Annotated in this window: 29 protein-coding genes and 1 pseudogene; 20 read left to right on the top strand and 10 right to left on the bottom strand. The window is 50.5% G+C overall.

Features of this window, described 5'->3' with window-relative positions:
* Positions 1 to 30: 30 nt before the first annotated feature.
* Entirely contained in the window at positions 31 to 1,188 is a 1,158-nt protein-coding gene (locus ACYZT4_RS17650; RefSeq protein WP_461981742.1) for a hypothetical protein, read from the top strand.
* A gap of 174 nt (positions 1,189 to 1,362) precedes the next feature.
* Here ACYZT4_RS17650 and ACYZT4_RS17645 read toward each other — a convergent pair whose 3' ends face one another.
* Positions 1,363 to 2,058, bottom strand: a complete 696-nt coding sequence (locus tag ACYZT4_RS17645; RefSeq protein ID WP_461981740.1) for an SOS response-associated peptidase family protein — start codon at positions 2,056 to 2,058, stop codon at positions 1,363 to 1,365.
* A 97-nt stretch (positions 2,059 to 2,155) separates the two neighbouring features.
* Here ACYZT4_RS17645 and ACYZT4_RS17640 point away from each other — a divergent pair, with 97 nt between their 5' ends.
* Positions 2,156 to 2,587, top strand: coding sequence for a LexA family protein (locus ACYZT4_RS17640; protein ID WP_461981738.1), 432 nt, complete (start codon positions 2,156 to 2,158; stop codon positions 2,585 to 2,587).
* A complete protein-coding gene (locus tag ACYZT4_RS17635) occupies positions 2,574 to 3,854 on the top strand; it encodes a Y-family DNA polymerase (RefSeq protein ID WP_461981736.1) in 1,281 nt (426 codons plus the stop codon). Before ACYZT4_RS17640 ends, ACYZT4_RS17635 begins: the two co-directional genes overlap by 14 nt.
* 53 nt (positions 3,855 to 3,907) lie before the next feature.
* On the opposite strand, the gene ACYZT4_RS17630 is transcribed toward ACYZT4_RS17635, so the two are convergent.
* Positions 3,908 to 5,089: a hypothetical protein gene (locus tag ACYZT4_RS17630; protein WP_461981734.1), complete on the bottom strand. Its 1,182-nt coding sequence runs from the start codon at positions 5,087 to 5,089 to the stop codon at positions 3,908 to 3,910.
* A 630-nt stretch (positions 5,090 to 5,719) separates the two neighbouring features.
* Between ACYZT4_RS17630 and ACYZT4_RS17625 the strand changes: the two genes are divergently transcribed.
* A complete protein-coding gene (locus tag ACYZT4_RS17625) occupies positions 5,720 to 6,274 on the top strand; it encodes a hypothetical protein (RefSeq protein WP_461981732.1) in 555 nt (184 codons plus the stop codon).
* Between the two features lie 659 nt (positions 6,275 to 6,933).
* Here the strand turns inward: ACYZT4_RS17625 and ACYZT4_RS17620 are convergent.
* Together ACYZT4_RS17620 and ACYZT4_RS17615 are read right to left on the bottom strand one after the other, a co-directional pair.
* Positions 6,934 to 7,137, bottom strand: a complete 204-nt coding sequence (locus ACYZT4_RS17620; protein WP_461981730.1) for a DUF3606 domain-containing protein — start codon at positions 7,135 to 7,137, stop codon at positions 6,934 to 6,936.
* Positions 7,138 to 7,431: 294 nt separating this feature from the next.
* The gene (locus tag ACYZT4_RS17615) at positions 7,432 to 7,824 is read right to left on the bottom strand and encodes a nuclear transport factor 2 family protein (protein WP_461981728.1); all 393 of its coding nucleotides are present in this window, start codon (positions 7,822 to 7,824) and stop codon (positions 7,432 to 7,434) included.
* A 348-nt stretch (positions 7,825 to 8,172) separates the two neighbouring features.
* Here ACYZT4_RS17615 and ACYZT4_RS17610 point away from each other — a divergent pair, with 348 nt between their 5' ends.
* A complete protein-coding gene (locus ACYZT4_RS17610) occupies positions 8,173 to 8,922 on the top strand; it encodes an SDR family NAD(P)-dependent oxidoreductase (protein ID WP_461981726.1) in 750 nt (249 codons plus the stop codon).
* 77 nt (positions 8,923 to 8,999) lie between these two features.
* Positions 9,000 to 9,629: a glutathione S-transferase family protein gene (locus ACYZT4_RS17605; RefSeq protein WP_461981724.1), complete on the top strand. Its 630-nt coding sequence runs from the start codon at positions 9,000 to 9,002 to the stop codon at positions 9,627 to 9,629.
* A gap of 15 nt (positions 9,630 to 9,644) precedes the next feature.
* Here ACYZT4_RS17605 and ACYZT4_RS17600 read toward each other — a convergent pair whose 3' ends face one another.
* Positions 9,645 to 10,544 (bottom strand): LysR family transcriptional regulator, encoded by a 900-nt coding sequence (locus ACYZT4_RS17600; RefSeq protein ID WP_461981722.1) that lies wholly within the window; start codon positions 10,542 to 10,544, stop codon positions 9,645 to 9,647.
* Positions 10,545 to 10,860: 316 nt separating this feature from the next.
* On the opposite strand from ACYZT4_RS17600, the gene ACYZT4_RS17595 reads away from it, so the two are divergent.
* Both ACYZT4_RS17595 and ACYZT4_RS17590 read left to right on the top strand, forming a co-directional pair.
* A complete protein-coding gene (locus ACYZT4_RS17595; protein WP_461981720.1) occupies positions 10,861 to 12,075 on the top strand; it encodes an MFS transporter in 1,215 nt (404 codons plus the stop codon).
* A 47-nt stretch (positions 12,076 to 12,122) separates the two neighbouring features.
* Positions 12,123 to 12,804: pseudogene (locus tag ACYZT4_RS17590) on the top strand (dienelactone hydrolase family protein).
* A 158-nt stretch (positions 12,805 to 12,962) separates the two neighbouring features.
* Here the strand turns inward: ACYZT4_RS17590 and ACYZT4_RS17585 are convergent.
* Positions 12,963 to 13,739: an alpha/beta fold hydrolase gene (locus ACYZT4_RS17585; protein WP_461981718.1), complete on the bottom strand. Its 777-nt coding sequence runs from the start codon at positions 13,737 to 13,739 to the stop codon at positions 12,963 to 12,965.
* 299 nt (positions 13,740 to 14,038) lie between these two features.
* On the opposite strand from ACYZT4_RS17585, the gene ACYZT4_RS17580 reads away from it, so the two are divergent.
* The 3 genes from ACYZT4_RS17580 (at position 14,039) to ACYZT4_RS17570 (ending at position 14,813) form a co-directional block, all read left to right on the top strand.
* Positions 14,039 to 14,302, top strand: a complete 264-nt coding sequence (locus ACYZT4_RS17580) for a hypothetical protein (protein WP_461981717.1) — start codon at positions 14,039 to 14,041, stop codon at positions 14,300 to 14,302.
* A 113-nt stretch (positions 14,303 to 14,415) separates the two neighbouring features.
* Positions 14,416 to 14,601, top strand: coding sequence for a peptide-methionine (S)-S-oxide reductase (locus ACYZT4_RS17575; RefSeq protein ID WP_461981715.1), 186 nt, complete (start codon positions 14,416 to 14,418; stop codon positions 14,599 to 14,601).
* The gene (locus ACYZT4_RS17570) at positions 14,598 to 14,813 is read left to right on the top strand and encodes a peptide-methionine (S)-S-oxide reductase (RefSeq protein ID WP_461981713.1); all 216 of its coding nucleotides are present in this window, start codon (positions 14,598 to 14,600) and stop codon (positions 14,811 to 14,813) included. The genes ACYZT4_RS17575 and ACYZT4_RS17570 overlap by 4 nt, the downstream gene beginning before the upstream one ends.
* 194 nt (positions 14,814 to 15,007) lie before the next feature.
* Here the strand turns inward: ACYZT4_RS17570 and ACYZT4_RS17565 are convergent, their stop codons facing one another.
* Positions 15,008 to 15,940, bottom strand: coding sequence for a LysR family transcriptional regulator (locus ACYZT4_RS17565; RefSeq protein WP_461981711.1), 933 nt, complete (start codon positions 15,938 to 15,940; stop codon positions 15,008 to 15,010).
* Between the two features lie 107 nt (positions 15,941 to 16,047).
* Here ACYZT4_RS17565 and ACYZT4_RS17560 point away from each other — a divergent pair, with 107 nt between their 5' ends.
* Positions 16,048 to 16,923, top strand: coding sequence for an NmrA family NAD(P)-binding protein (locus ACYZT4_RS17560; RefSeq protein WP_461981709.1), 876 nt, complete (start codon positions 16,048 to 16,050; stop codon positions 16,921 to 16,923).
* Between the two features lie 82 nt (positions 16,924 to 17,005).
* The gene (locus ACYZT4_RS17555; RefSeq protein ID WP_461981707.1) at positions 17,006 to 17,203 is read left to right on the top strand and encodes a hypothetical protein; all 198 of its coding nucleotides are present in this window, start codon (positions 17,006 to 17,008) and stop codon (positions 17,201 to 17,203) included.
* 100 nt (positions 17,204 to 17,303) lie between these two features.
* Here the strand turns inward: ACYZT4_RS17555 and ACYZT4_RS17550 are convergent, their stop codons facing one another.
* Positions 17,304 to 18,080: an alpha/beta fold hydrolase gene (locus ACYZT4_RS17550; RefSeq protein WP_461981705.1), complete on the bottom strand. Its 777-nt coding sequence runs from the start codon at positions 18,078 to 18,080 to the stop codon at positions 17,304 to 17,306.
* Between the two features lie 160 nt (positions 18,081 to 18,240).
* A complete protein-coding gene (locus ACYZT4_RS17545; protein WP_461981703.1) occupies positions 18,241 to 18,492 on the bottom strand; it encodes an NmrA family NAD(P)-binding protein in 252 nt (83 codons plus the stop codon).
* A gap of 208 nt (positions 18,493 to 18,700) precedes the next feature.
* Here ACYZT4_RS17545 and ACYZT4_RS17540 point away from each other — a divergent pair, with 208 nt between their 5' ends.
* The 3 genes from ACYZT4_RS17540 to ACYZT4_RS17530 all read left to right on the top strand — a co-directional run bounded on the left by ACYZT4_RS17540 (position 18,701) and on the right by ACYZT4_RS17530 (position 21,390).
* Complete coding sequence (locus ACYZT4_RS17540) at positions 18,701 to 19,453, top strand: SDR family NAD(P)-dependent oxidoreductase (protein ID WP_461981701.1); 753 nt, start codon at positions 18,701 to 18,703, stop codon at positions 19,451 to 19,453.
* A 296-nt stretch (positions 19,454 to 19,749) separates the two neighbouring features.
* A complete protein-coding gene (locus ACYZT4_RS17535) occupies positions 19,750 to 20,760 on the top strand; it encodes an alpha/beta fold hydrolase (RefSeq protein ID WP_461981699.1) in 1,011 nt (336 codons plus the stop codon).
* Positions 20,761 to 20,847: 87 nt separating this feature from the next.
* Positions 20,848 to 21,390, top strand: a complete 543-nt coding sequence (locus ACYZT4_RS17530; RefSeq protein WP_461981697.1) for a cytochrome P460 family protein — start codon at positions 20,848 to 20,850, stop codon at positions 21,388 to 21,390.
* A gap of 570 nt (positions 21,391 to 21,960) precedes the next feature.
* Here the strand turns inward: ACYZT4_RS17530 and ACYZT4_RS17525 are convergent.
* The gene (locus ACYZT4_RS17525; RefSeq protein WP_461981696.1) at positions 21,961 to 22,224 is read right to left on the bottom strand and encodes a DUF2790 domain-containing protein; all 264 of its coding nucleotides are present in this window, start codon (positions 22,222 to 22,224) and stop codon (positions 21,961 to 21,963) included.
* Positions 22,225 to 22,449: 225 nt separating this feature from the next.
* On the opposite strand from ACYZT4_RS17525, the gene ACYZT4_RS17520 reads away from it, so the two are divergent.
* From ACYZT4_RS17520 to ACYZT4_RS17505, 4 genes are all read left to right on the top strand, one after another.
* Complete coding sequence (locus ACYZT4_RS17520; RefSeq protein ID WP_461981694.1) at positions 22,450 to 23,184, top strand: response regulator; 735 nt, start codon at positions 22,450 to 22,452, stop codon at positions 23,182 to 23,184.
* A 227-nt stretch (positions 23,185 to 23,411) separates the two neighbouring features.
* The gene (locus tag ACYZT4_RS17515) at positions 23,412 to 23,936 is read left to right on the top strand and encodes a DUF3833 domain-containing protein (protein ID WP_461981692.1); all 525 of its coding nucleotides are present in this window, start codon (positions 23,412 to 23,414) and stop codon (positions 23,934 to 23,936) included.
* A gap of 141 nt (positions 23,937 to 24,077) precedes the next feature.
* Positions 24,078 to 24,473 carry a YfeK family protein gene (locus ACYZT4_RS17510; RefSeq protein ID WP_461981689.1) on the top strand — a complete coding sequence of 132 codons (396 nt, stop codon included), beginning with the start codon at positions 24,078 to 24,080 and terminating at the stop codon, positions 24,471 to 24,473.
* A gap of 114 nt (positions 24,474 to 24,587) precedes the next feature.
* Positions 24,588 to 25,769 carry an MFS transporter gene (locus ACYZT4_RS17505; protein ID WP_461981687.1) on the top strand — a complete coding sequence of 394 codons (1,182 nt, stop codon included), beginning with the start codon at positions 24,588 to 24,590 and terminating at the stop codon, positions 25,767 to 25,769.
* Positions 25,770 to 26,357 lie beyond the last annotated feature (588 nt).

Genomic DNA, 26,357 nt, shown 5'->3' with positions numbered 1-26,357 from the left:
CTAAAGGGTGCAATGGGCGGCGCGCTTCTCATGCTGACTCCGATCCGAGAAACCAATGCTAACCCGATGGTCGTCCTAACATGCATTCAAATGGGTTTGACGGCCGCATCCTTATTTGGCCCAAAGGGAGCTGATATAGGGGATTTGATCAAGGCACAAACGGAGATACTGCTTGGGATATCGCATAAGATCGATACAATAATGGCAGCAATCAAGGTTCTCGATGCAAGGCTTGCCGAGTTGAAGCAATTGGTGCGCGATGTTCCAGACGAGACCGTAAAAGCTTTGAAGGTTGTGGAAATTTATGGTTCCAGTAATCGCTTGTTCCTAGAGGTACTACCGGGCTACGAAATGGATCGTAACGCCCTCGGAATCGTAGAAGCGAATAATATATGGGTTCCAAGAGTTCAGAGTGAGATTTTACCAACTCTCGCCAGTGCCCGATCTCAGCTTATGACGTTGCAAAACCCTTTCGCAATTCCGGCTCTGTGTAGCGCACTTATTGCAGAGCGAACGGCTCTAGCGTTTGTTAGTGCCTCCGAAGGCCAAAAGCGTACTACGCTAGACGTGTACAAAAGTCATTTTCAAGAACAAATTAAAGTGTGCAGCGGAATGCGTGCGAATATTGCTCAAGAGCATGCCGCTATTTGGAGAGAAATAGAGGATTATGTGCCCGAAGAGCGCATTTGCTACCGGCCGGAGACAGCTAAAGGTAGCTCGGTGGAGGGATGCGTTCGGGGTGAATACATGGTTCAAGTCGCAGGCTACGGTAGAACTGCACCCCTTCCTCCAGACATCAGACTATTTGAACAGCCGGAATATTCGGCTTTGGCGAAGGCAGGCTACTTAGTCCAGGAGAATCTTCCGCCAAAACTGGATGATGTGTATCGTCGGTCCTCCGTCACTGACGTTGCTATTGATTACTTCTTTGGATGTCCTGGATCCGGAGGGCACGCCACCCCAATTGGCTGGGATAAATTAATCGTACTCGTTGGCAACCGCTATGGATCTAATATAGCGCGAACGATGTATGAGGAGGGGCGTTTCTGTCCAACTCCCGATTCGGGAAATGTAACGGACATTATAACTTCAAAAGTCGAAGTGCTCAAAAATAGCTTTGATGAAAACTGCTTTTACTGCGCCATGCAGTTTGCTGCCGAACAAGCGGCCGCTTCGTTGATCAGTTGAACGAAAAACGCTAATACGAGCAGAGTTTGGTGAAAGACTGCAAAGGGTCATTTTCTGCCGGTTATGCCCACGAATCGTGCTGGTCAAATCCGATGCAAATGACTGGTCAGGTCGAATGCAAATGGGTGGGCAAGTCCGTGCAATTACCCACATTGTGAGTGACTGTGTAGATTGCTATTCAGCAACCAGCGGTTCAATCAGTTCAGCCCACTGATTCCGCACATTCCCCACCTCCCTGCCAACCGGATACCAGACGAACTCCGAAACATTCAGGCAGAACTCCCTGGCAAGCTCCTCAGCGCGTAGTGCTGAGGTATTCGGATCAACCCACTCCCCAGCATGCTCGGCGCTCAGGACAACGGGACGGCGGTCATGGATGTCGACCATTCCTTGGTCGCTGTCAGCCGTGATAATCACAAAACCGTCTCGCTCGTCCGGTTCGAGCCCTGGTCGAACTTGGCCGAGTGCAGCGAAGAACATCGGGCGCTCATCCCTGAGCCTGATGAAATACGGCTGTTTCTTTTTTGGATCGGTAGGGTCTTTCACCCACTCGAACCAGCCATTTGCCGGCGCAAGCATCCGGCCATGTGGCCAAAGCTCTTTGAAGAACTTTCCTGTCATCACTGTCTCGACTCTGGCGTTTATTGGGTCAGGCCGCTTCCCCTTTGCCCAAAATGGCGACCATCCCCAGCGCACCTTGTCGATGCTTAGCCCATCCTCCACCGGCCGAATAATCTCCACGCGGGTCGTTGGAGCAACGTTGTAGCGCTCTATCGGCCAGAGGTCGTAGCCGTTGATGATGAGCTGCTTCGGCGCCAGCTCTTTGAGGTAGTGATCCATGGACTCGTAGATCGAATATCGCCCACACATGCTGTCACCCGTCAAATTTCCTAGATATGAGATTGACCTCAGACGAGGCAAATCGTTAACTGTATAGATATACAGCAATCTTATGCGAGCGTGTGTCATGAGCTTCACCATTCTCGGGCCACTGTCAGTCGGCGGCGAAAAGCTCCCTTTCTACTCGTTCCACGTGCCCGCAGGCTTTCCATCACCTGCGGCCGATCACATCGAGAAGCACATCTCGTTGGATGAGCTTTTCAACATTCGGGCGCCTCATGTGTACTTAATCAAGATTGAGGGCGACAGCATGCAGGGTGCAGGCATTCATGGGGGAGACCTGGTGATCGTCGACCGCAGCGTAACGGCGGAGCATGGAGACATCGTTATCGCCGCGCTGAATTCCGAGCCCCTTTGCAAACGTCTGCACATGCGTCAGCACCAGGTAAGCCTGATGTCCGAAAACGCAAAATACCCTGCACGGCATGTGATGGAGGGCGACGAACTTTTAATCTGGGGTGTGGTGAAGTACAGCGTGCGCAGTCATGAAAAAACCTGAACCGGTCTTTGGACTGATCGACTGCAACAGCTTCTACGCGAGCTGTGAGCGTGTCTTTCGACCAGATCTCGCAAAGACGCCCATCGTGGTGCTGTCGAATAACGACGGCTGCGTCATCGCGCGTTCGTATGACGCTAAGCCCTTTGTGAAGATGGGCGCGCCGTACTTTCAGATCAAAGACCACCTTCGTCGTAATGGGGTGGTCGCGTTCAGTAGTAACTATGCGCTTTATGGAGACATGAGCGAGCGCGTGATGACCATCATCGAGAGCATGGTGCCCGCGCTTGAGGTTTACAGCATCGACGAGGCATTTGCCGATCTCACCGGGGTGCCCGGTGATCTGACTGCATTCGGCCGCAAAATCCGAGCAATGATTTACAAGCAGACAGGCATCCCAGTTGGAGTGGGCATTGCCCGTACGAAGACTCTAGCGAAACTGGCCAACCACACCGCTAAACGCTTGCTCGATAAGACCGGCGGCGTAGTGGATCTTTGCGATCAATTTAAATGCGATTGGACACTGCGTAACACTGATGTAGGTGAAGTCTGGGGCGTTGGCAAACGTATGAAGGCACACCTCGAATCTCTCGGAATCAAGACGGCGATGGACCTAGCCAGCGCTGATCCAACGATGCTTAGGCAAAAGTTCAGCGTGGTCATCGAGAAGACCGCACGCGAGCTTGCCGGCACTCCTTGCCTGGAGCTTGGGGAGCTTGATCCGCCTAAACAGGAAATTTGTTGCAGCCGGATGTTTGGCACTCGCTTGACCGACATCGAGCCGATCAAAGAGGCAGTGGCAACGTACACCCAACGCGCCGCTGAAAAGCTTCGGGCGCAGAACTCTCTTTGCAAAAAGATCCGAGTCAGTATCCGTACTGGAATGTTCAACCCAGAAGAAGCTAAGTACGCCAACGGCGCACTGGTCGAGCTACCCTATCCCACCAATGACGTGAGGCTGATGACGAAAGCTGCAACTGAGGCGATCAATAGGTTATTTCGGCCAGGGTTCAAATACAGCAAGGCAGAGGTATTGCTCATGGATCTGCGTCAGCCAGGTGAATTTACTGACGATCTTTTTGCCTGCTCCCAACCCGCTGCCGCCAACAAGGTGATGGACGTTCTTGATGAGATTAACGGCAGATGGGGGCGAGGGACATTGCGTTCAGCAAGCGTTCCAACAGATCCACAGTGGTCTATGCGACGGGATCTAATGAGCCAGAGTTTCACTACAAAACTTGATCAGTTATGGATCGTCAAATCTCTATGAGCTATAGGCGTTCGAGTCGTTTACAACCATATTGACTATGTCGCAATGGCTCGCTAATCATCGTACCCAGACATGTAGAAAAAGACCTCCAGGCGGCGTGTCAGGGTTTCACACGCAGCGGTGCAGGCCGCCTCGTCCACATATCGTGACATTGAATTATGCATCCCATGTAGATCTAAAATTGCATAATCATCGTACGTTTCAGCTAGCCCGCTCCGGATCATATGCTGAACTATTGGATGTGTGATCTCAAAAGTTTCTGCATGCGCTCCGCCACAGGGCCAGCTAAATTCACCATGAGCTTTAAGGAAATCATTCGCAGCATTCTTGCCATCTTTTATTGCTTCTTCTATGGCCTCAGAAATTTTTGCATCAATCTTTGAATCAAACACTGTCAGATTGTCTACCGCTTGGACTATGGCGTTAGGGTGATATTGCTCTATTTCTTCTATGGACAATGGCTGCTCTGCCGGAGAAAGCAGTTCATCTGTGATTATGATTCTTGCGTCTAAAAGTCTCAATTGAGAGAAAGCTAATCCCGAGTAGTTTGCGCGCGCATGATAAATTCCAGTTGCCAGCTTTTGAATAGATTCTGCGTAAGCCCGTTCATCGACTATAAAGTACACTTTTGATATGTGGCATTCTTCTTCACCTGTACCGAATAATCGAATAGCGGGCAAACGCAATTTATGAAATAAGAAACTCAATGCATTGTAGAGAGTAATGGGGTTTTGGTTCTCGATTGAGGTAGGCTGCCAGTACAACAACTGACTCTGGTAGGTGACCGCTGATTGTTGTGGGCGGTTTTGGATATCAGCAATAGCATTGATCTCGGATTGTATGTACTCAATAGCAGTATCCTGACTAATATCCTGGTCACGTAGTTCGTCAGTTACTAATTCCGAGCCATAGTTTCTAATGATAGATTGAGGTTCCTCCAGCGCTCCCGCATTGATCAATTCTGACTTGAGCAAGGCAATTGCCATTGGCTTGTATGGCAACCTCTCACGCAAGATGTATTTGCCGGTAGAGTAGATTCCACCTGCTTTGAAGAGCAATGCAGCACTATAGCCATAGCCGCTGAAATCTCCATGTACTAGAGGGTATAGCGGAGATAATCCACCAAATTTCATTACCGAATATAAGGCAAGGAAGGCTTCCCCTTCGTAGTCCAGAACCAGTATTTCCGCCGCCTCGTTATACCAAGCTGGAGCGGTTCTAAAATCGGTGTTCACGTCAAGGTCATGGAAGTGATGAAGCATCCATATAGAGCTACTCATCTTCTTCGCTACCTTGAATGGCCAACAAGAAGTAAAAGTCCAGATTCTGTGGCGCCCTGTGTCCAGTCATACGGCTAATTTTTTGGTTGATGTCTGAGTGTTGCATTGGGAGTTGGAGTGCGAGGCGGCGTGTTGATTCGAAGTCTTTGATGGAATTCCGGGTATCATGCGTTTGCGGTTTTTTTGGGAATGTCATGTCAGTCACTCACTGGTAGCCAGTATGCTTTTGAATGAAAGTTCAGTGTGCGCGAATCGTCAAGGTGTATTCAAAGACAAAAACCAAGAGTTGATGTTTTCTGGTTTATTAATTGGTTCGTGATTTTGTTAATTTGAGTTTTGTCGTGATATGTAACTAGTTGATCTCCATAATAGTCGCGGTTATCTCGATGCACGGAAAAAGCGGGGCGTTTATCAGATAAACAATTTGCGTTGTTTTTGGGTGCGCAATAAAAAGCGGAGTATTCATGATTTCCCGATAGCCGGTGTCGGGAGACATGCACGCCGAATGATCTGGTTGAACATGCTTGAATTTTCTCCAGCTGTGGTCTTGTATTGCTCGTAGCTATCAAGAACAGGCACGAAGATATGTTAATCAGAAGTGAATATTCTCGTTATTCCAGATTTTTCTACACAGAGTACGAGCAAAGCGGGCCTTTCATTGATGAAGAACACTGTGGCTACAGTATCTTGCAGGCTATTCAGTGGCAAACTGTGGACGGGAAACCGTTAATGGTCCGGAGTATTCAGCGTATGGGAGTGGCTTGGTGCGCACTCAGTGAGCCCAATTTTCTCCTGTGGCTGGAGGATGGTTTAGCGAGAGGAATTTTGGCTCCAGTACTTTTTGCCTGCGCGCGATCGGGCAGCGTGACATTGGTGGTTGATGCTACAAGTGATTTGGTGAGAACAGAGCAATTCAAACGGGAATGGGATGATGTTTTCGGCGTCGCAGAAGACCCTTATTGGTGGAACGTCAGTTTTGAATGCTTTGACAGGGATAGGTTCCAAGTGGAAATGATGCCAGTGATAACCGATGAATATGTGAGGAACATAAATCATCACTGGAAGCTTGGAATGCGCAGGTACGAATCCGCAGGGCTAGTTTCTCCTGGAGACGTTCGCCCTAATTATTTTGTTCCATGATGTTCGTTCGACAAACGAAAGCTACGCTATAGGCGAATTTATAGGCGCGAGCATCATGGTCCCAGCGGCACGGCATTATGCGGCTTCCTTCTCTCATCCATGTGTGTGATTGATTAGCGCTAAACAAAAGGCTCTCGGTAATCCGAGAGCCTTTTCATAGGCCCCGTTTGTAGACCATCATGATCGACAAAATTTGTAGAGTGCGACATCTCTGCATTGTCTTGAGAGCAGCGCAAGCGCTGAAGGTTCCCGCGTGTGTGCGGCGTTACAGGAACTTGGATCGGTTTTTTGGGGGGGGGCATTCAGCCGAAATTTGCAAAGTACGCCGAGCGTAGAAAATGCATCTGGGACGAATTCAGGGCGCTCGTTGACTTCGCTGAATCGAATGAGGTTTACCCTTCTGATATCGCTGGCTCGGGGGCGCTATACCCCATTGACGCATGCTGGATGTCTCGGTCAGCCCCATCAAGCAGTAACCAGCGTTGTTGACGACTACATCTATGTCGCCAAACTTCGTAATTGACGACAGAGCAACAGCTTCTACCTGTGTAAGTCAGTCACGTCCAACTCGTAAAGCGAGACATTGGATGCCTTTTGAACAGATCACCGTGTGCTGACAGGTCGCGTACCCCAGAGAGTGTAGAAACGAAAACCGGTTACTAGTCGGGCATTCCATCCCGGACATGTCGCATCTTTTTGATCTGCTTCTGTACTGCGGTTAGCGAATCTCCCGCCTGATCGACAGCAGATATCACTTCATTCTCAGACACTCCAAATTTATTAGCCCAATACGTAAGCTCGGAGCTGTCTTTGATGTTGACTCTGATCTCGTCGGTGCCGTGAGTAAGCTTTGGCGGTTCCATAGGGCTGTCCATGTCTAGTAAGCGTGCCCGGACAGGTTATTCTAGGCAGACTGGTTGCGTGGTTTTGGGTGAAAAAACAATCGCTCATTAGCGGTCGATGCCTATCACTATTTGCCTCCTTCAGCGGAACTCGGCGAGTGACAATTTTCTGCGAATTGATCGCATTAGGCTGTTTAGCGTCTGTCACTACACGGCGCCTTTGACCCGAGGGGCATTAGAGCGCATTACCGACTACTAGAATAATCTGCTTAATATAGTTGGTTAACTGATGCTGAACTTAAGATCTGCATCATTCTATGGAGCAAAGGCATTCGCTACAGCGACCGTGTCTAGCGATTCACGCAGCAGCTGGATCTTGCCATCACGTGCCACGAGGCGTCCGGCATATGATTGATGATAGACACGACCTGTCGCCGGGATTTCAGCCTCCACATCGTACTCCGCAAACACCTGGTCAGGAGTTTCAATCAGAAAACGAATCCGCTGAAATTTGAATGTAGGTATTTTTTTGAGCAGCGAGGCGATGAAGTCTTCAATTTCCTTCGGCCCTTGGGCTCGGTGGGTAATTCCTAGCGTTTTAAGATAGGGGATTTCTAAAGCGCCATCGTCGGCGAATAGGGCAGCGGCGTCCCTTGGATTTTGTATCGACTCCAAATACAGCTGCAAAAGTTCTACGGCATTTTTCATGATGCGTTCCTTAAGCCTGTTGATGATAGTACCCAAGCCTCGGTTTGTCTTAGGTAGCTGTGATCGAACCATTGAGTGTATGTATCACGCGTGCAAATGGCTGAAGGAGCCTGAGCAGAGCTTACGCGCTGACGTACCGGGCAATTCTAACCCCTCCTGTGATAGATGAGTTCAACCTCCACGAGCTAGAAGGATTAAAGGATCTTGACGGTTTCGGATTATCCATCCGTATGGATAGACTTAACATATTTGCCCTATTTTTCTGTTGAATCCGTAAGCCTAAAGTGGATTCACCGGTTCGAGACATCGAGCTGATCAAACCACTACGAAGCTAATCGGAGACATCAAATGAGCGACAAATTGGCAGGTAAAGTTGCACTGGTTACTGGCGGCACCACCGGTATCGGCCTGGCATCCGCGCAAGAGTTTGCATCGCAGGGCGCGACGGTATTCATTACCGGCCGTCGCCAGGCAGAATTGGACGCGGCTGTGGCATTGATTGGCGAGAGAGCGATTGGGATCCGTGGCGATGTTTCTAGCCTGGCCGATCTGGACTTCGTTTTTTCAGAGATCGCGGCAAAAGCCGGGCATCTCGATGTTGTATTTGCCAACGCAGGTGGTGGTGACATGCTGCCGCTGGGTTCCATTACTGAAGAGCATTTCGATCGTATTTTCAGCACTAACGTGAAGGGCCTGCTCTTTACCGTGCAGAAGGCGTTGCCCCTGCTTAAAGACGGCGGATCGGTGATCCTCACTGCATCTACTACAGCCACCTCGGGCACCGAAAATTTCAGCGTATACAGCGCCAGCAAAGCCGCAGTCCGAAACTTTGCCCGCTCTTGGCTCCTCGACCTGAAGCCTCGCAACATCCGTGTCAACGCTATTAGCCCTGGTCCAGTTGCAACGCCTGGGTTGGAAGGCCTTGTTCCTGCTGAGTACGTTGAAGGTCTTTACGCTCACCTGGCCTCGCTGGTTCCAATGGGTCGTTTGGGTGACCCGAAAGAGGTTGCTAAAGCGGCTCTGTTCCTAGCCTCAGACGACAGCAGCTTCATCAACGGCATTGAACTGTTTGTTGATGGTGGCGCTGCACAAATCTAAAACCCATTGGCTATAGTGGAAACATCGGCGAGGTGTTTCCACTATGCGTCTTCATACTCTGAAAAGGCGAACCCGCTATGATTTCTCTCTATACTTGGATGACCCCAAACGGTCGTAAAATCTCGATTATGCTTGAAGAACTGGGGATTGCTTATGAAGTACACCCAGTCAATTTGAGCCAGCGGCAGCAATTCTCTCCAGAATTTGAAGCCATTTCTCCAAATAATCGCATTCCTGCAATTGTCGATTCCGAAGCCGGTGATCTGTCCGTGTTCGAGAGCGGCGCAATCCTGACGTACCTTGCGGAAAAGTATGGTCAGTTTCTGAGTGCGGCTGGTCCGGAGCGTTACAAAGCTTTGGAGTGGTTGAACTGGCAGGTAGGTGGTTTGGGGCCAATGCTCGGCCAGCTATCGTTTTTTGAAAAATTTTCCAATGAAAAGTCTGCACTGGCGAGTGCACGTTTTACCTCAGAAGCTGAGCGCCTATTGACGGTTTTGGAGCAACGTCTGTCCGCGTCTCCGTATCTGGCAGGTGAGGAATACACAATTGCGGACATCGCCGCATACCCTTGGGTGTTTAGCGCGACCACGTTCCTCAAAGATGTTTTGGCTACGCAGTTAGCTGGGAAGCCAAATCTGTTCGCGTGGCTGAACAGAGTTGGCAGCCGCCCAGCCGTGCAGCGGGGTATGGCAATACCACGTCTTTGACACAGGTGAAATTGCTTACTTCAACGTTGAAAAGTGCTCTACCAGCCAATCAATGAACACGCGCACTCTATTGCTGAGATAGCGGTTGGGCGGGTAAGCGACATGGAATGGATAGGGGGCTGGTCGCCAGTCTTCAAGGATGGGCACTAATCTCCCTGTCTCAATGTAGGGCCGCACTGCATAACTGAATGTATGGATCACGCCTAGGCCTACAAGTCCGGCAGCGATGTGCGCATTGCTCTCATTGACCCCCAATATCCCCCGGCCGACAACTTCCAATTTCTCATCGCCACGCTGAAACATCGCAGGAATCACTCGGTTGGTTTGAGCAGAGTGATAACAGATGACGCGATGATCGTTTTCCAGTTCCCATGGGTGGGCTGGTGTCCCGAAACGCTTCAGATACGCAGGTGCTGCACAGGTCGTCCACGAAGCTTGGCCAAGTGGTCTCGCGGCCAGTGACTGTTCCATGATGGCGCCACCACGAATGACACAGTCAAAGTTTTCACTGAACAAATCCACGTGTCTATCGCTTACCCCTAGGTCGATCTCAATGTCGGGGTATCGCTCAAAAAAATCAGGCAAAGCTGGAATGATCAGTGAGGTCGCGACGGACCCACCGACATCAATGTGAATTTTCCCGCGAGGATTGAATTGAGCGCTCTGGAAGCCCGCGTCGATCTCCTCCATATCTCGCATTATCCGCGCAGTTTGTTCGTAGTACCTTGCACCATCAGCGGTAACGGTGACACTGCGGGTGGTTCGTTGCAGCAACCGTACGTGCAGAAAGCTTTCCAGGTCCTGTATGAGCTTACTAACCGACGCCTTTGGCATATCCAGGGTGTCGGCTGCTTTGGTGAATGAACCTGTTTCGACAACCCGCGCAAATACACGTATAGCTAAAAGTTGGTTCATGCTGAATATTGCCCAAGGTGAGTTCAGTCGCGGTTTTTCGGGAGCAGGAATCCGATCCATCAGGCCTGATTGAATAGTTGCCTGGGGCCGTTTTTCGGTCCACTACTCTCCGTTCCATTCAGTAATGAACGATTTTTCAAGTTAATGTGCATTGATGCACTTCGCTATGGAAAATTTTCGAATCCAAGCGGAGAGAGTCCCAAGGGGACATTTTTTCCCGGTCTATAGCTTTGTTTCTGTGACCAATTTGTACTGCTCACCGCGTGGATTGGCGGCGTTAACTACACTCAATCCAAGAACCGAGTCGAGTTGCGCCATGTCAACCGCCGATCAAAAGCTAGAAACCAAATCGACCACAAGCAAGGCTTGGTTTGCTGTCCTTTCTGTTGCCGCGGGAACGTTCCTGCTCGTCACGAGTGAGTTTTTACCGATTGGTTTATTGACCTCGATGGCTGCGAGCCTTCGCATTACCGAAGGCGTCGCAGGTATGAGCGTTACCGTGCCTGGGCTGGTTGCGGCGTTCGCTGCTCCTGGTTTGACTCTGCTGGCAGGACGCTTGGACCGCCGGCTGATGTTGTTGGGTATGACCATATTAATCTGTGCGTCGAACTTGATTGTGGCGTTTGCAAACGATGTTACTACGTTGTTGGCGGGCCGGTTTTTTCTGGGTGTAGCGGTTGGCGGCTTCTGGACATTCGCAGTTTCCGCGGGGCGAAGATTGGTCGAAGAAGAGTCAGGCGCACGTGCTACGGCGTTGATTTCTGCGGGCATATCAATCGGGATGATTCTCGGAGTACCAGCAGGATCTCAGCTAGGCGAGTGGCTAGGTTGGCGCCAAGCATTTCTTGCTAATGCCAGCTTGGGTCTCGTTGTATTGATCTGCCAGTTTGTACTGGTGCCGTCGCTACCCGTCACCCAGGCTCTTGGCATTCGCGATATGCGCTCTTTGCTTTCGGTCGCTAGAGCGAGGCTTGGACTGCTGGCGACCTTGTTTGTCTTCGCTGGGCAATTCGCGGGGTACACCTATTTTGAGCCCTTTCTGCGCGGCATTCCGGGAATGGATCAGCTAACTGTCACGCGCTTGTTATTCACCTATGGGCTATTCGGCATTGCCGGCAATTTTTTTGCCGAGTTTGCGGCAGCTAAAGGTATCCGACGTGCGTTCATTGGTTTGGCTGCGTTGTTAGGTACGACGATTTTGCTGGGTGGTCTCTTCGTGCACGGAGTATTGCCGGCTTTCTTATTCGCAGCCGTCTGGGGTTTTGCTTTTGGCTCTATTCCCGTGTGTATGCAAATTTGGATGTACCAAGCCGCCCCCCAGTTTTACGAAAGTGGCGCAGCGCTGTTCGTCAGTGTGGCGCAGATTGCGCTCGCTCTGGGGGCCTTCAGTGGTGGCCTGATGGTGGATTCGATAGGACATGCGGGAGCGTTGATAGGTGCCGGTGTGCTTTGTTTGATCGCAGCCGGCTTGCTGGCTGGGTTTGGCCAAAAAACCACGAAGATCAACCAAACATTTGTTCCCACAGAATAAAGGGAGGCCATATGTCCACGAAAGAAAAAAACCGTACCGAAGGTCGAATGATTGAATATCCGCGCCCTGATGGATTGCAAGTTCAGGGCTATCTAGCGGAGCCGCAGACGCTTGAGGCGCACCGGCAATTGTGGTGATCCAAGGAATGGTGGGGCGTTAACAAGCAAATCACGGATGTCGCCGATAGATTGGCAGAATGTGGATACCTAGCCTTAGTTCCAGATCTTTATCGAGGAAAGAAAACCGCGGAGGAGGAAGAGGCGAGCCATCTGATGAACAGCCTGGATTTTGAATCCGCGATTTCCCAAGATATCCAAGGAGCCGTCACCTACCTCAAGTCATTTTCGAGCAAAGTGGGAGTCACCGGTTACTGCATGGGAGGCGCTTTGACGTTGCTCGCGTTGAATGCAATCCCTGGATTGTCGGCTGGGGTCGTCTGATGGATTTCCACCTAGCGAGGCGTTGAGCCGTTCCAAAATCAACGTACCGGTGATCGGACATTGGGCTACGCAGGATGTGTTTTTTGATATTGAAACGGTGAAAAAGCTTGAAGAAAAATTGCGGGATGCCGGAGTCGATGTGAAATTTTACCGATATTTGGCTCACCATGCATTTGCAAACGAAACGGCGATAGGTACTGGCCGTATTGCCGGAACCCAATATGACGCTATATGGGCGCAGCAGGCTTGGGATAGGACGCTTACATTTTTTGGCAAGACCCTGTGGTAAGCGTGAGTCACCTTATTCACCACTTAGAATCGAATTGCCCAACACAGCATTTATCACTGATTGAAGTGATGTGCTCTTCCAAATCGAGCATCCGGCCATGAGGCCAGATGCTCGTCACACGAATCAGCGACAATCAAATTAGATATCGCTAATCAACGTCATTTGGCATTAGCTGCGGTTTCGATCAGGCTAGCAACCACCTTTGGATTGGACACCATCACGACATGGCTCGCGCCTTTGACCACAACGGTCTGCTTGGAGTGCGCCCGTTCAGCCATGAATGCCTGGGCTTTCGCAGGGATATTTTTATCTTGGTCACCGTACACGAACCAGGATGGGATAGTTTTCCATGCAGGCTCGCTCGACGCTTCGTTGAGCGCTGCCACGGTCACTGGACGTTGCGTAGCGGCCATCAGCCGGGCGTCGGCTTTCGATACGTCTGCTGCGAACTGATCATGGAACTTGTCTTGTTGGATGTAGAGATCCTTGCCTCCATCAGCTAATTCAACAGGGGGCGCAAGGGTAGGGCCAAGAGTGTTGCCAGGGAAACGATTAGCCAAATCAGCCGTAGACTCACCTGCTTCAGGTGCTACTGCTGCGACGAAAACCAGTGCTTTTACATTCGTTTTGCCGTAACCCGCCTCGCTAATTACTGGCCCCCCGTACGAATGTCCAACGAGCACTACTGGGGTCTTAATGCCTTCCACGACATCCGATACCGATTGTGCGTCACCCTTGAGAGAACGCAGCGGGTTAGAAGCAGCGATGACGGGGTAGCCATCTTTTTCTAATATTTTTACAACGCCGTTCCAGCTGCTTGAGTCAGCAAAGGCGCCATGCACCAGAACTATCGTCGGCTTAACTGGAGCAGCCAGTGCTGCGGTAGTACCAAACATTGCTGCGCTAAGTGCCAGACCTGCAAATAACTTGTTCATCGGGTGTTCCTGTAGGTAGAAAGGTAGGGTGAAGCGACAGGACCATTTGAAACAAAACCTGTTTCCTACATGTGTCCACTTACCTCGTCATACGCATGGAAATGTGTCTGTCGGTACCTCAGCTACAAACAGATACAAACTCCCCGAAAACTCTTCGAGCGGACCTCGGTTTTTTTGTTCTTCAATCTGCTGAAGGAGAAATACAAAGGAGCGGCGATTGATCAAGGCTTCCCGAGCACGAACTTAATCCGTTTTGGGTTTCGCTTACGCTCCTTAATGAAACGGGCAAGCCTCCGAGGATGGGATCATCCGAATCGGTAGAGAAGGCGGTACGCGTAGCGGTCGATTTCGGCGCCAAGGCGTTGGTGTTCAATTGCAGCCAGCCTGAAGTAATAGCAGCCGCATTTACTGAGGCGTCCGATGCCATTCAGGGTCTCAACCAGTCCGATGAGCTTGCGGAGTATGCGAACGAGTTCCCTCCCGCTGGCAAAGAGGCAAAGGCCATCAGCACTGTTCTGGAAATACGTCGAGATCTAGGTCCCGACTCATATCTCCGCTGGTAGAAGTCTTGGGTCGCAGCAGGAGCCAAAATTGACGTTGGATGTTGCGAAATTGGGCCAAAGCATGTTGCGCAACTACACTCGCACTTGTGGCCACATTTGAAGGATTTCAGCGCATGATTGATTTACGAAAAAAGTTGAGTGTTGAGCAGACGACTTTTGGCGTCGGCTGTTTTTGGGGGGTTGAGGCGTCCTACAGGGCGTTGCCCGGGCTGGTCGGCAGTCGCGTGGGGTTTGCAAGTTCGTCGAGAGACGAATCAGAATGGATTGACGTGGTGAAGGTCGACTTCGATGCTAGGTGATCACCTACATTCGTCTGATCCAACACTTCTGGACGTTGCACTACCCGAAATCGGTAGATCTTCAAGGAGCGGATGTTGGGGTTAAATATCGTTTGGCCTTGTTTTTCAATTCAGTTCAACAAGCTCGGTTGGCGCTTGGCGCGAAACTGCGGCTGGACGCTTCGGGGAAATTGAGCAAAACCGTCGCAACCGTGATATTGCCGTTGGGTTAGTTCCAGCTGGCGGACGCGGATCAGCAGCAGTATCTAGAGAAGCACGGTAGCACGGTCTGCTTTATCTGAATCTCGCATTGATACCAATATGAACGAAGAGGGAAGCGCCAAAGAATGGCTCTGTGGCGCTTTGCCGGTGACGTGTCACTTTATGTAGCACGTGACATTCAGTGCGTATTAACTTTACTGGCTGCTCACTTTTTCTCAGCGTCTGCACGGAAGCGATTGCTGAGAGGTCCTTGAAAGTGTTCCATTAGAAAATCGATGAATACTCGTGTTTTTGCCGGGAGCGATTTACGCGCAGAATAGTAGACTGAGATAGGACCCAGATCGACGTACCAATCGGGCAGGACGCGAATCAGATCGCCACTTTGCAACCATGGCCAAGCGCGGTCCAGAGGTACCATGGCTACCCCCAAGCCCATGAGGGCACATCTACACAAAGCTTCTGGATCGTTCATTATCGCTGCTGGTTTGAGATTCAATTCAAATGTCTCACCCTCCGCGTTACGCATCGTCCAGTAGCGGAGTCTTCCTGTATCAGTTGAGCGGGAAACGACTCCGTCCAGTCCCTGCACATCCGACGGCTCTACAGGCATCTCTCTTCCGACCAACCAATCCGGTGCAACCACTGCCACCAAATGAAGTTTTCCCAGTTCGCGAGCAACGACAGCGGGAGACAGTTCCATACCTCCACCGATAGCCACATCAAAACCATCTCCGATCAAATCTACGCGACGTATTTCCAAGTGCCAGTCTGGAATTATCGCCGGGTACTTTTGGAGGAAAGGCTTGAGTAATGGAAGAACGTAATCGTATGCGAAAGATGGCGCTAAATTGACCCGCAAGCGACCGGCTGGAATTATGCGCGACTCGCCTAATTGCGCGATGGCCGCCTGGATGCTGTCGAGGTTGCCTGCAATTTGTTGGTAGAAGGCCTCGCCAGCCTCTGTGAGCGTCAGGCGTCGAGTGCTACGTTGAAACAAACGCGTGCCCAAATTAGCCTCAAGGCGAGCTATGTTTTTACTCACCGCCGCAGAGGAAATACCCATGCGGCGCGCAGCTTCAGAGAAGCTGCTGGCTTCCGCAGCTCGCACGAACGATTCCAGATTGCCGAGCGTTTCCATTGTTTATCTCAAACTTTTGGTTGAAGTTGATTCTACCCAAAATGGGCTAATTTACAGCCGCTTTTGTATTCATAGTGCGGGTTTCGATTGCATAAAGGCGACGCTCTATGACAAAGATTTTGGTCACCGGCGCAACAGGCAGACTCGGCAGCGCAATAGTGCGTTCCCTGATAAAAAAAGTACCTGCGTCTAATGTGATTGCGCTGGCTCGTGATGCTCGCAAAGCTCTCCCACTCAAGTGGTTGGGGGTCGATGTACGCTATGGTGACTACACCGATTACGAATCATTAGTAGCCGCATTTACAGGTGTCGATAAAATCTACTTGGTGTCGGCGAGCGCTTTCAGTGATCGCTTCGCGCAACACAAAAACATTTTCGACGCGGCTCGCATAACAGGTGTTCGTCATGTGTTTTACAACAGTATCCAGCGGGACAATGATGACTTGAGCACGATTGAAGTGTTCACTGACACTGACATTGCAACTGAAGATCTGCTAAAGGTGTGGGGTATCGACTACACCATCGTCAGGCATCCTATTTACGCTGAAGAGCTACCCAGCTTTATCGGCAACAATGCGGATATTCAGAGCTTCAGTGCGCCGGCAGGCTCGGGTCGTGTAGCGCTGGCAAGCATTACCGAACTTGCCGAAGCTGGCGCAGTTCTTTTAAGCCAAGCAGGTCATGAGAATCGTTGTTACCTCCTTAACAGTGGCCAAGCTTGGTCCTTCAACGAAATCGCTCAGACACTTTCGCGTTTAACTCACAGGGCAATTGATTACCAACCGATTTCTGCTGAGCTATTCAAAAGCTCGTGTAGGGAATCAGAGTGGTCCCCGAAGGTTACGAGCTTTATCAGCGGGTTGTTCGCTGCGATTGAGAAGGGCGCTTTTGACCAAACCAGCAGCACGCTGGAGAACCTCCTTGGTCGCAAGCCAAAAGATCTCGAAACCATTCTCAAAGACGTATTTAATTTGGAAAAATAGTCCGATAGGCTCGACCACTAAAGCTAAATATATTCAAAATTCCTAAAGCATTTTTTCGTTAGGTTCATGGAGGACTTTGTTTATGCTCATGGACGACAACCATCTGAAACCTTACATAGAAGCAGTCAAAAAAACCCGATTAGTGCTTAAAGCTAAATCGATGAAGGCCACCCCAGGGCCAGAGGGAAATGAAGACGTGCTCCGCGCCGCGGAAGCTTACGAGCGGGCGCACAAGGCGCTGGCGGGCATCACAGGCTGCTGGACTGAAATTGAAGAGTAAGTGGAACCGTTGAGGAACCAAAAAATTGATCGCCTTCTGGTTATCCTCAACGGTTTTCAAACGCAAATCAGGTCTGTTCATCCTCAATCGTTTGAATATTTCATTTTGCAGTTGCCGCTGATTCGATAAGCTTGGCAACTACTTTCGGGTTCGAAACCATCACGACATGCGACCCGCCGGGGACTGAAACTGTCTCTTTAGCATTAGCCCTTTTCGCCATGAAAACTTGCGCTTGTGCAGGAATGTTCTTGTCTTTGTCTCCATACACGAAAAAGGAAGGAATCGTCTTCCAAGCTGGCTCACTCGACGCTTCATTGAGTGCTGCCTCGGTCACAGGACGTTGTGTTGCCGCCATCAGCTTCGCGTCTCCGTTCGGCACGTCCGCGGCGAACTGATCGTGAAACCTATCTTGCTGAATGTAGAGATCCTTGCTGCCATCGGCCAAGGTAACGGGGGGGGCGAGGGTAGGGCCTAATGTGGCGCCTGGAAATTTGCCTGCCATTACTGCTGTGGACTCACCAGACTCAAGCGCAACGGCGGCCACGAAAACAAGCGCTTTGACGTTACTGTTTCCAGAAGCAGCTTCTCCGATTACTGCTCCGCCGTAGGAGTGTCCGACCAACACAATCGGGGTTTTGATATTCGCTAGTAGATCCGTTACCGATTGCGCGTCGGATTTAAGACTCCTGAGTGGGTTCGATGCTGCAATCACTGTGTACCCGTCTTTCTCTAGAATTTTGACAACCCCATTCCAGCTACTTGAGTCGGCAAATGCACCATGTACGAGCACAATGGTCGGTTTCACGGGTGCTGCCAAGATAGAGGTGGCAATTGCCATTGCTACTGCGAGAGTCAGACCTGCTATTAGCTTTTTCATTGGGCATTCCTACGTGTGGGAAAATTACAGGTCGGCAGTGCCTATTTCCGAATGGGTCGCCACCGTTTCCAGAACCGCTCCACATCCAAAAAAACCTGATTCGTGCCCGTAGCAGTGGTGTGCGGAACATGGTTCAAATTGAGTATTGTTCTGACCAATCCTACCTGCGATCCGTAAAAGCGACCGCTGAAACAAAGTAAATTTTTTCAATATTAGCGAATGCGGATACTAAGGATTCGTAGTTGGAATAATCACCTTGACGCACTTCTTTGCCCAACGATTTCAAAGGCTCAGCTCTGGATGCATCCCGTGCAAGCGCTACCACATCGGAGGCTGGAATTTTGCTTACCAAAGAACGAATTACTGCGTCACCGAGGTTGCCGGTCGCGCCCGTTACCAAAATCTTAGCCATAAAAACAAGTCGCCTATCACAATCGGAAACACCACAGATCGCAAAACTATGAGTTCAAAGCAGGCGCTGAACTAGTGGACACGGAGTAGTTTTAGTTTCAACCAAAAGTTGAAAGTGGTTGGCTGTTCACCCATACCCCATCTGCTACGCTGACTGTGTAACTCAATGTTGCTCAACGTCTCTAAATTCTGCTTCGCAGGAAGACATCATGGCTCGCAAACTAGAGAATAAAATTGCCGTAGTAACGGGTGGTACGTCGGGCATCGGCCTAGCCACTGCAAAACGTTTCGCTGAGGAGGGTGCTCACGTTTACATCACCGGTCGTCGTCAGGCCGAGCTGGATGCCGCAGTGGCTGCGGTGGGCACCGCAACCGGCGTTCAAGTCGACTCAACCAAGCTAGACCAGCTGGATACGCTGTTTGATAAGGTGAAAGCCGGGCATGGCCGAATCGACGTGCTGTTCGCCAATGCAGGGGGAGGGACGATGCTGCCTCTGGGCGGAATTACCGAGGAGCAATACGACGATACTTTTGATCGAAACGTTAAAGGTGTGCTTTTCACTGTGCAAAAAGCGTTGCCGTTATTGGCAAAAAACGCGTCTGTCATTCTGACCGGTTCAACAGCCGCAAGCTCCGGTACTCCGGCTTTCAGTGTATACGCGGCCTCAAAAGCCGCGGTTAGAGCGTTCGCTCGCAACTGGATCCTGGACTTGAAAGATCGCAATGTGCGCGTCAACACCTTAAGCCCAGGCGCAACCCGAACACCTGGCTTGGTGGAACTAGCTGGTCCCGATGCAGCTCAGCAGCAAGGCTTGCTGGACTATATGGCTTCGCTTATACCGATGGGCCGTGTCGGCGAGGCGGAAGAGATCGCTGCCGCAGCGCTGTTTTTAGCTTCGGATGACGCCAGTTTCGTCAATGGGATCGAGCTGTTTGTCGACGGCGGTCAAGCTCAGGTGTGACAAACAACTGAAGCTAAAGTTGATATTTGGCACAGGGTAACCAGTTTTGCCTGCATCTAGGCACATATGTTCGAAAGGTAGAGGGTAGTGCTACTCCGTACTTTTCGCAATATTGGCTATGTTGCAAGGGAGATTAGATTCGGATTTGTTCGAATTGCTCTCTTCTGTGACTGGAGTTCGATTCGGCTGAAGGAATCTTTCCTTCGACCGAGGATGACTAGTTTGAAGATGTGAGTTTGTTAGAGAATTGGTTTCCAGTAACTGAGTTTAATTAATAATATCACCTGGCAATAATCATGAACATGAATATGTTGAAGAAAACTATTTGCATTGGAGCGTTGGTGATAGCTAGCTCGATGAGTTTGGCTGCTGCTATTGCAGGGAGCGTGAGCCAAGATTCAAGTAAGGACACAAGCGATTCCGCGTTATTAGAAACGCTGCCAGGATTCGTAAGTGAGTTTGCGACGGTGAACGGCACGAAGATTCACTATGTTACAGGAGGGAAGGGTAATCCAATTTTCTTGCTTCCTGGATGGCCCGAAACTTGGTGGTCTTACCACAAAATCATGCCGCAACTCGCCAAAGACCATCGCGTGGTTGTGGTTGATATTAGGGGTATGGGCTCCTCGGATAAACCCGATGCTGGCTATGAAAAAAAGAACATGTCCAAAGATGTATATGAGCTGGCCAAAAAAATGGGGTATGAAAAAATCGACGTGCTGGGTCATGACATCGGCGCGCAAGTAGCTTATGCGATCGCGGCAAATTATCCTCAGATGACTAAGACACTAACATTGCTTGACGTGCCGCCTTCTGACGAAGGCCTTTACAAATGGCCCATCCTGCCTAGTGTAGGAACCTTTGGAGACAAGATAGACGCAGATCATCCATTTGCGTGGTGGTTCGCTTTTCACCAAGTGAAGAAGATGCCTGAAGAACTGCTGGCTGGGCGTGTTCAAATTGAGCAAGAGTGGTTTTTCCGTTACTTGCTGAAGGACGAAAACGCAATAGATGCCAGAGATCGGGCGGTGTACGCGAATGCCTACAATACAAAAGATGCGATACGTGCCGGGAATGCTTGGTATCAGGCTTTCCCACAGGACATCGTCGATCACAAGGGGTATGGCGATTTGTCGATGCCCGTTCTTGCTATAGGTGGTCCTGGATTCAACTGGTTGAAAGGCACCCTTGAGCCGAAAGTGCCGAACCTCAAGCTCGTTCACATGGAAGACAGTGGTCATTTTATTGCGGAAGAAAAACCAGAGGAAACCGTTAAAATTTTAAAAGAGTTCCTTGGCGGAAAATAAAGGGCGGGCCGGGATGGCAGGAAACTGCCATCCCTTTAGCGCCGAACCTTATAACAATGTCGTTGGATTACTCGTAGAGCGTTCATCATGAACTGGAAATTGCTCCTCGTCCCGCTGGCAGCTGGTTCTATCAGTCTATTGTTTGAACTTACTGCGTCCTCACTCGCAGCCTCCACTGAAAATTCAAATGCAGAAGGATCTCCAGTATTCGGTGTGACATTGCCGCCAGGCTACCGCGACTGGCAGTTTGTGAGCCTTGCCCACGAGGAAGGCAAGGTCCCAGACATTCGCGTAATTCTCGGAAATGACATCGCTATGAGGGCTTTCAGAGAAGGGACTCTACCATTTCCGGATGGCGCGATCATAGCGCGTCTGGCTTATCAACACGTTTCGTCCCCACAAAACAACGCAGTCTTCGGTAGGGAACAGTCTTACATTGCTGGCGATCCTACGAATGTTCAAATATCAGTAAAAGATTCGAAACGTTATGCCAGCACGGGAGGTTGGGGTTACGGACAATTTGAAGATGGAAAGCCTAACCCCAGTGAAACTCTCGTAAATACCTGCTTCGCATGCCATACAAAGCTGCCTCCCGCAACCGATCTGGTCTTCACCAAGTACTCCAAGTGAGGAAATTATTCTGAAGGTGTGAAATTGAGGGGCGTTGCCAGCGAGACAACACCGTAATGACTTTTCATTAGGTCTACAACGGATTGCAGTACTACTTGCTGCGTTCCTCATCCAACCACAATTTTTAGTGTCAGTTAATTTTAAAAAAGTACCTTCATGCTCCTGATTATGGATCTGCCAGGGTAATAGTATTTATTAACATTTTTTAATTCTAGCTTTGACTATAGTGCGGTATTGCGTTGCGTGAATGACTCATCTATATATTCCAAATGCCTCAATTAGCCATATGCAGAGTGGTCAGCTTTCAATAAGCGCCGAAATCCGACAGGCACCGCAGTCACGGCGTGCGCACTGGCAACGCTGAGTACCGTGGAAAACTTTCGCGCGAACGAGAGAGTTGGAGGGTCTGGAATGTTTAGACGACGGTAGTCGAATCCATTGTTCAAACATGATTTTTCAAATTGATTCACCAGCGTTTAATAAACAGATAGCTCTTAGGTCGTCCGTAGCCGCCGTCGGTGCGCAACGCTTAGGTTTCCGTGCTTCCAAACATCTGAGCCTGATAAGGCTTCAGTTGCCTTGATTGGCACACTCCGCGAATTTGCGGTAATCGAGCACCTTTTGCACGTCGTTGGAATCAAGGTAGGTCATGCGAGCGTCGATGATGCCGCACGAACCGTTGTCGTTATCTACAATTGAAATAACTTTTTTGAAGTCCAGGTGAATACCGTGATTAATCCTCTGCGACGCAGTCTGGGTATCGGCGTGAGCCGAAAGCGCGGCAACGTTCAGGATCGCGAAAAAGCTGGCAGCAACAAGATTTTTCCAATTCATCTTTTTTTCCTCGGATATCAATGGGTGGTTGGTTCGAGCCAAGTCGTCTTGTCTCGATGGAGCCCATTTAATCGATCCGAGTTGTCTGAGATGTGTCGTGAAGCCGCGTTTACGAGACAGAAGTTTTCCAACTGGACGCCAGATACAGAGCGATACAAAAACGCAGGGAAATCGCTCCTTGGCTTCTTGAGATGCGCACCGAGGTAACCGTAAGAGGGCTGGGCGATGGAACATGTGAGCCATATTCTCATCGTCGATGATGATCGAGAAATTCGCGAGTTAGTCGGCAATTATCTCAAAAAGAATGGTTTGGCCGCGACAGTCGTAGCCGATGGCAGACAGATGCGCAGCTTTCTTGAAACCCATCAGGTTGACATGATTGTGCTGGATCTCATGATGCCTGGAGACGACGGCCTAGTGCTTTGTCGCGAGTTACGCTCGGGCAAGCACAAGGCGACGCCCATCCTGATGCTCACAGCACGAACCGATGAAGCTGACCGTATTCTAGGACTGGAAATGGGAGCGGATGATTATTTGACCAAACCCTTCTCCGCCCGCGAGCTGCTTGCTCGTATCAACGCTGTACTAAGACGCACGCGAATGCTTCCGCCAAATCTGCTCGTCACTGAAAGCGGACGATTATTGAAATTCGGTCGATGGCGCCTGGATACAACAGAGCGTCACTTGCTTGATGAAGACGACACGGTAGTAACTCTCAGCGGTGCTGAGTACCGTTTGCTACGTGTGTTTCTTGATCACTCTCAGCGGGTGCTCAGTCGCGATCAATTGCTCAATCTGACCCAAGGACGCGACGCCGACCTGTTCGACAGATCCATCGACATACTCGTGAGCCGTTTGCGTCAACGTTTGATGGACGAATCACATGGTTCGACTTACATCAAGACGGTGCGCAATGAGGGCTATGTGTTCGCATATCCAGTGGAGATGCTCGGCTCATAGTGAGAGCATCGTAACTGTCAGGGTAGGTGACCGCATCACCGGAGGCTATAAGTCTGGAGAGGGCGCGCGTTTTACGTCGGCGAGAACCTACAGCATGTGGTGAGGGACGAGGCGTTCGCCAAAGCCTTTTTTGCTATCTGGCTGGCTTGACCCTCGAACTCCCAACCCGGAGTTGCGCGCCCAATTTCTGAACGCAGCTAAACCCTGAGGCCTTTGAGGAAATGCACATGTTGAAGGTCTGGATAATTCTGCTTTGTATTGGCCTTGCGAGTTGCAGCCGGGTGGATGTGCACACCTATAGCCAGGAGACGCCGACGCTTGAGTTGCGCGAGTTCTTCGAGGGCCGGGTCGAAGCCTGGGGAATTTTTCAAAAGCGTTCAGGCGAGGTAACCAAGCGCTTTCACGTGGTGATCGATGGCCACTCCGAAGGCAGCAGGCTGATCCTCGACGAATCATTTACGTACAGTGATGGTACTAAGCAAAAACGGGTGTGGACGTTAACCCCCGATGGCCCTAGCCAATGGCGCGGAACCGCTGGCGACGTGGTTGGCGAGGCGCGTGGTGAGATGGCAGGTAATACATTGCGCTGGAAATATGTACTGAGCCTTCCGGTGGATGGCAAGGTGTATCAGGTTCAGCTAGACGACTGGATGTACCTTATGGACAAGAACACCATGATCAATCGTTCGTTCATGACCAAGTTCGGGATAGAGGTAGGCCAGATCACCTTGTTCTTCCGTAAGCAACCCTGAATCAACGGCAATGCTGCCCAGCAATCAACTGCAACGCCGGTCGCTTGGATGCATGGGTTAAGGTTAATTGAGTTAGAAGCGGCAGTTCGTGGTTGTTTGTAGCTAAATGCTTCATTCCACTTTTCAGGACGAGGATGAATCATGCGGATGTGGATAGTGGCGGCTCGCCCCATCAGCCAATTGCTGATTGCAGCTGGTATCAGCGTTATCGCAATCGTTACCAATGCGCAGTCTCAAGCCACACCTCAAGCTACTCAAGAGATAAAGGGCTTGCTGGACTTTGTCGAGCACAGTGAGTGTCAGTTTGTGCGTAACGGGAGCGAATACCCAGGACCCCGGGCTCGGGCGCATCTGGAGAAGAAGCTGAGTTATCTCGAAGGCAAGAACATGGTGAACAGCGCAGAAGACTTCATCGATCTTGCTGCCACTAAAAGCAGTATGAGTGGCCACGCCTATGAGGTGCGATGTCCAGAAGGCGCACAACCAGCAAGCACCTGGCTGAAGGGGGAGCTACAGAGGCAACGGCAGCTTCATTGATTTTGTCTCAAGACGGTTTGAGCGGCCGTGCTGGCGGGAACTTAGTTCGCTTGCAAGCACTACTAAACAGCTTTCTCAGTCTCTCCTTGATGCCGATGAGTACAGGATGAAAATATGAGTAGTGACACCAAAGCTGAGCCTTTTCGTATTCCGCGCACGATTTGGGCTCTTGGCTTTGTCAGCCTGTTCATGGATCTATCATCCGAGCTGGTACACAGTTTACTGCCCGTGTTTTTGGTCACCACACTGGGTGCGAGTGCATTGGCCGTCGGAGTGATCGAGGGTATTGCCGAGTCGACCGCCATGCTCGTCAAGATGTTTTCTGGCGCTATCAGCGACTTTATCGGTCGGCGCAAAGGATTGCTGTTGCTTGGATATGGTTTAGCCGCGCTGAGCAAACCACTTTTTCCTCTAGCTCATTCGGTGGAAGTGGTCTTTACCGCACGATTGCTGGATCGCATTGGCAAAGGCATTCGTGGGGCGCCACGAGATGCTCTGGTCGCAGATGTGTCGCCACCAGAAATACGTGGCGCCTGCTTTGGGCTGAGGCAGTCGATGGACACCGTAGGGGCTGTTCTTGGCCCAGCTCTGGCCATCGTGCTTATGTTATGGCTCGCAGATATACAGCTTGTCCTGTGGTTTGCCGTGATTCCGGCAGCAGTGGCGGTGGCGCTCATTGTCACAGGAGTTAAAGAGCCCATACACCGCGCCAGCGAACACAAATTTCGATCTCCAATTCATTGGAGAGTCCTTCATGACTTCTCCTCTGGGTATTGGTGGGTCGTCATAGTGGGAGGGGTGTTTACGCTTGCTCGTTTTAGCGAGGCTTTTCTGGTATTACGAGCGCAACAGATAGGCCTGTCGATCACTTGGACTCCGCTCGTGATGGTGGTAATGGCACTTTTTTATACGCTGTCTGCTTATCCTGCCGGCTGGCTATCTGATCGCATCCCTCGCACGAAATTGCTCTGCGTAGGGATGGGGATACTCGTTCTGGCGGATCTGGTGCTCGCTCAATCCAGTTCTGTCATTACGTTGATGCTGGGCGTTGCCTTGTGGGGGCTTCATATGGGATTTAGCCAAGGCATTCTTGCGTCGCTGGTAGCTGATAAAGCTCCCACAGAACTCAAGGGCACGGCCTTCGGTATGTTCAATCTTGTCAGTGGTATATGCATGCTGATCGCCAGCGTTCTTGCGGGCTGGCTTTGGCAAAGCATTGGGTCAGACAGCACTTTCCTCATGGGGGCACTGCTTGCCACAACAGCTTTGTTCTTACTGTTAATCAAGATGCGGTAAGAACAGCGAACCATCGAAAAAATGGTTCTGAACGAACAACTCATCGTTTGAGCAAAGTGTTATCGCAGCAGGTCGGTCCAACATAGCCAACTAAAAGGACTTTGCTATCCCAATTGACATTTGCGGTTTTTCGTTTCTAGACAGCAACCAGTGTGCTCCATGAGGTAATCACGTAATGCTGTGTCGACGTTAACGTGACGAGGGACAGGGGATGATAAAAAAGCGTTCGTAATCGACGGGCCACAATCGAAGCACGAGGAAAGAACTGGTAAGTGCGTCACCACTATTCGGTCGAGTAAGAGTCAGACTCCGGAGGCGACCACTTGTGAAAAATGGTATGCCGGAAGATCTGAAGGGTTAGCCTGTACTGAATGCCAATTCAGGGCCTTCAAGGGTGTCCAGACCGCTAAGCCGCGCCACCCGTTGTACCGGTTCTATGCGTTTTAGACCTTTGCGGTGAAAGGCTGCTTTTGGCTTTGGATTCCTGCCCAACACGACCGGCAAGTAGCTATGCTTGATTTGTTGCAGAAAATGTTTTTGCAGCTGGGAATTGCAGAAACACGCGTCAGTGGCCTCATCACCGGCACT

The sequence above is a fragment of the Pseudomonas sp. GB2N2 genome, from assembly GCF_054897705.1.
This window is presented reverse-complemented; position numbering and strand designations above follow the sequence as displayed.

Excerpts from the sequence above, each read along its gene's own strand:
- ACYZT4_RS17650 (WP_461981742.1), top strand. The coding sequence starts at position 31 with ATGCTGACTCCGATCCGAGAAACCAATGCTAACCCGATGGTCGTCCTA.
- ACYZT4_RS17645 (WP_461981740.1), bottom strand. The coding sequence starts at position 2,058 with ATGTGTGGGCGATATTCGATCTACGAGTCCATGGATCACTACCTCAAA.
- ACYZT4_RS17640 (WP_461981738.1), top strand. The coding sequence starts at position 2,156 with ATGAGCTTCACCATTCTCGGGCCACTGTCAGTCGGCGGCGAAAAGCTC.
- ACYZT4_RS17635 (WP_461981736.1), top strand. The coding sequence starts at position 2,574 with ATGAAAAAACCTGAACCGGTCTTTGGACTGATCGACTGCAACAGCTTC.
- ACYZT4_RS17625 (WP_461981732.1), top strand. The coding sequence starts at position 5,720 with ATGTTAATCAGAAGTGAATATTCTCGTTATTCCAGATTTTTCTACACA.
- ACYZT4_RS17620 (WP_461981730.1), bottom strand. The coding sequence starts at position 7,137 with ATGGAACCGCCAAAGCTTACTCACGGCACCGACGAGATCAGAGTCAAC.
- ACYZT4_RS17615 (WP_461981728.1), bottom strand. The coding sequence starts at position 7,824 with ATGAAAAATGCCGTAGAACTTTTGCAGCTGTATTTGGAGTCGATACAA.
- ACYZT4_RS17610 (WP_461981726.1), top strand. The coding sequence starts at position 8,173 with ATGAGCGACAAATTGGCAGGTAAAGTTGCACTGGTTACTGGCGGCACC.
- ACYZT4_RS17605 (WP_461981724.1), top strand. The coding sequence starts at position 9,000 with ATGATTTCTCTCTATACTTGGATGACCCCAAACGGTCGTAAAATCTCG.
- ACYZT4_RS17600 (WP_461981722.1), bottom strand. The coding sequence starts at position 10,544 with ATGAACCAACTTTTAGCTATACGTGTATTTGCGCGGGTTGTCGAAACA.
- ACYZT4_RS17595 (WP_461981720.1), top strand. The coding sequence starts at position 10,861 with ATGTCAACCGCCGATCAAAAGCTAGAAACCAAATCGACCACAAGCAAG.
- ACYZT4_RS17585 (WP_461981718.1), bottom strand. The coding sequence starts at position 13,739 with ATGAACAAGTTATTTGCAGGTCTGGCACTTAGCGCAGCAATGTTTGGT.
- ACYZT4_RS17580 (WP_461981717.1), top strand. The coding sequence starts at position 14,039 with ATGGGATCATCCGAATCGGTAGAGAAGGCGGTACGCGTAGCGGTCGAT.
- ACYZT4_RS17575 (WP_461981715.1), top strand. The coding sequence starts at position 14,416 with ATGATTGATTTACGAAAAAAGTTGAGTGTTGAGCAGACGACTTTTGGC.
- ACYZT4_RS17565 (WP_461981711.1), bottom strand. The coding sequence starts at position 15,940 with ATGGAAACGCTCGGCAATCTGGAATCGTTCGTGCGAGCTGCGGAAGCC.
- ACYZT4_RS17560 (WP_461981709.1), top strand. The coding sequence starts at position 16,048 with ATGACAAAGATTTTGGTCACCGGCGCAACAGGCAGACTCGGCAGCGCA.
- ACYZT4_RS17555 (WP_461981707.1), top strand. The coding sequence starts at position 17,006 with ATGCTCATGGACGACAACCATCTGAAACCTTACATAGAAGCAGTCAAA.
- ACYZT4_RS17550 (WP_461981705.1), bottom strand. The coding sequence starts at position 18,080 with ATGAAAAAGCTAATAGCAGGTCTGACTCTCGCAGTAGCAATGGCAATT.
- ACYZT4_RS17545 (WP_461981703.1), bottom strand. The coding sequence starts at position 18,492 with ATGGCTAAGATTTTGGTAACGGGCGCGACCGGCAACCTCGGTGACGCA.
- ACYZT4_RS17540 (WP_461981701.1), top strand. The coding sequence starts at position 18,701 with ATGGCTCGCAAACTAGAGAATAAAATTGCCGTAGTAACGGGTGGTACG.
- ACYZT4_RS17535 (WP_461981699.1), top strand. The coding sequence starts at position 19,750 with ATGAACATGAATATGTTGAAGAAAACTATTTGCATTGGAGCGTTGGTG.
- ACYZT4_RS17530 (WP_461981697.1), top strand. The coding sequence starts at position 20,848 with ATGAACTGGAAATTGCTCCTCGTCCCGCTGGCAGCTGGTTCTATCAGT.
- ACYZT4_RS17525 (WP_461981696.1), bottom strand. The coding sequence starts at position 22,224 with ATGAATTGGAAAAATCTTGTTGCTGCCAGCTTTTTCGCGATCCTGAAC.
- ACYZT4_RS17520 (WP_461981694.1), top strand. The coding sequence starts at position 22,450 with ATGGAACATGTGAGCCATATTCTCATCGTCGATGATGATCGAGAAATT.
- ACYZT4_RS17515 (WP_461981692.1), top strand. The coding sequence starts at position 23,412 with ATGTTGAAGGTCTGGATAATTCTGCTTTGTATTGGCCTTGCGAGTTGC.
- ACYZT4_RS17510 (WP_461981689.1), top strand. The coding sequence starts at position 24,078 with ATGCGGATGTGGATAGTGGCGGCTCGCCCCATCAGCCAATTGCTGATT.
- ACYZT4_RS17505 (WP_461981687.1), top strand. The coding sequence starts at position 24,588 with ATGAGTAGTGACACCAAAGCTGAGCCTTTTCGTATTCCGCGCACGATT.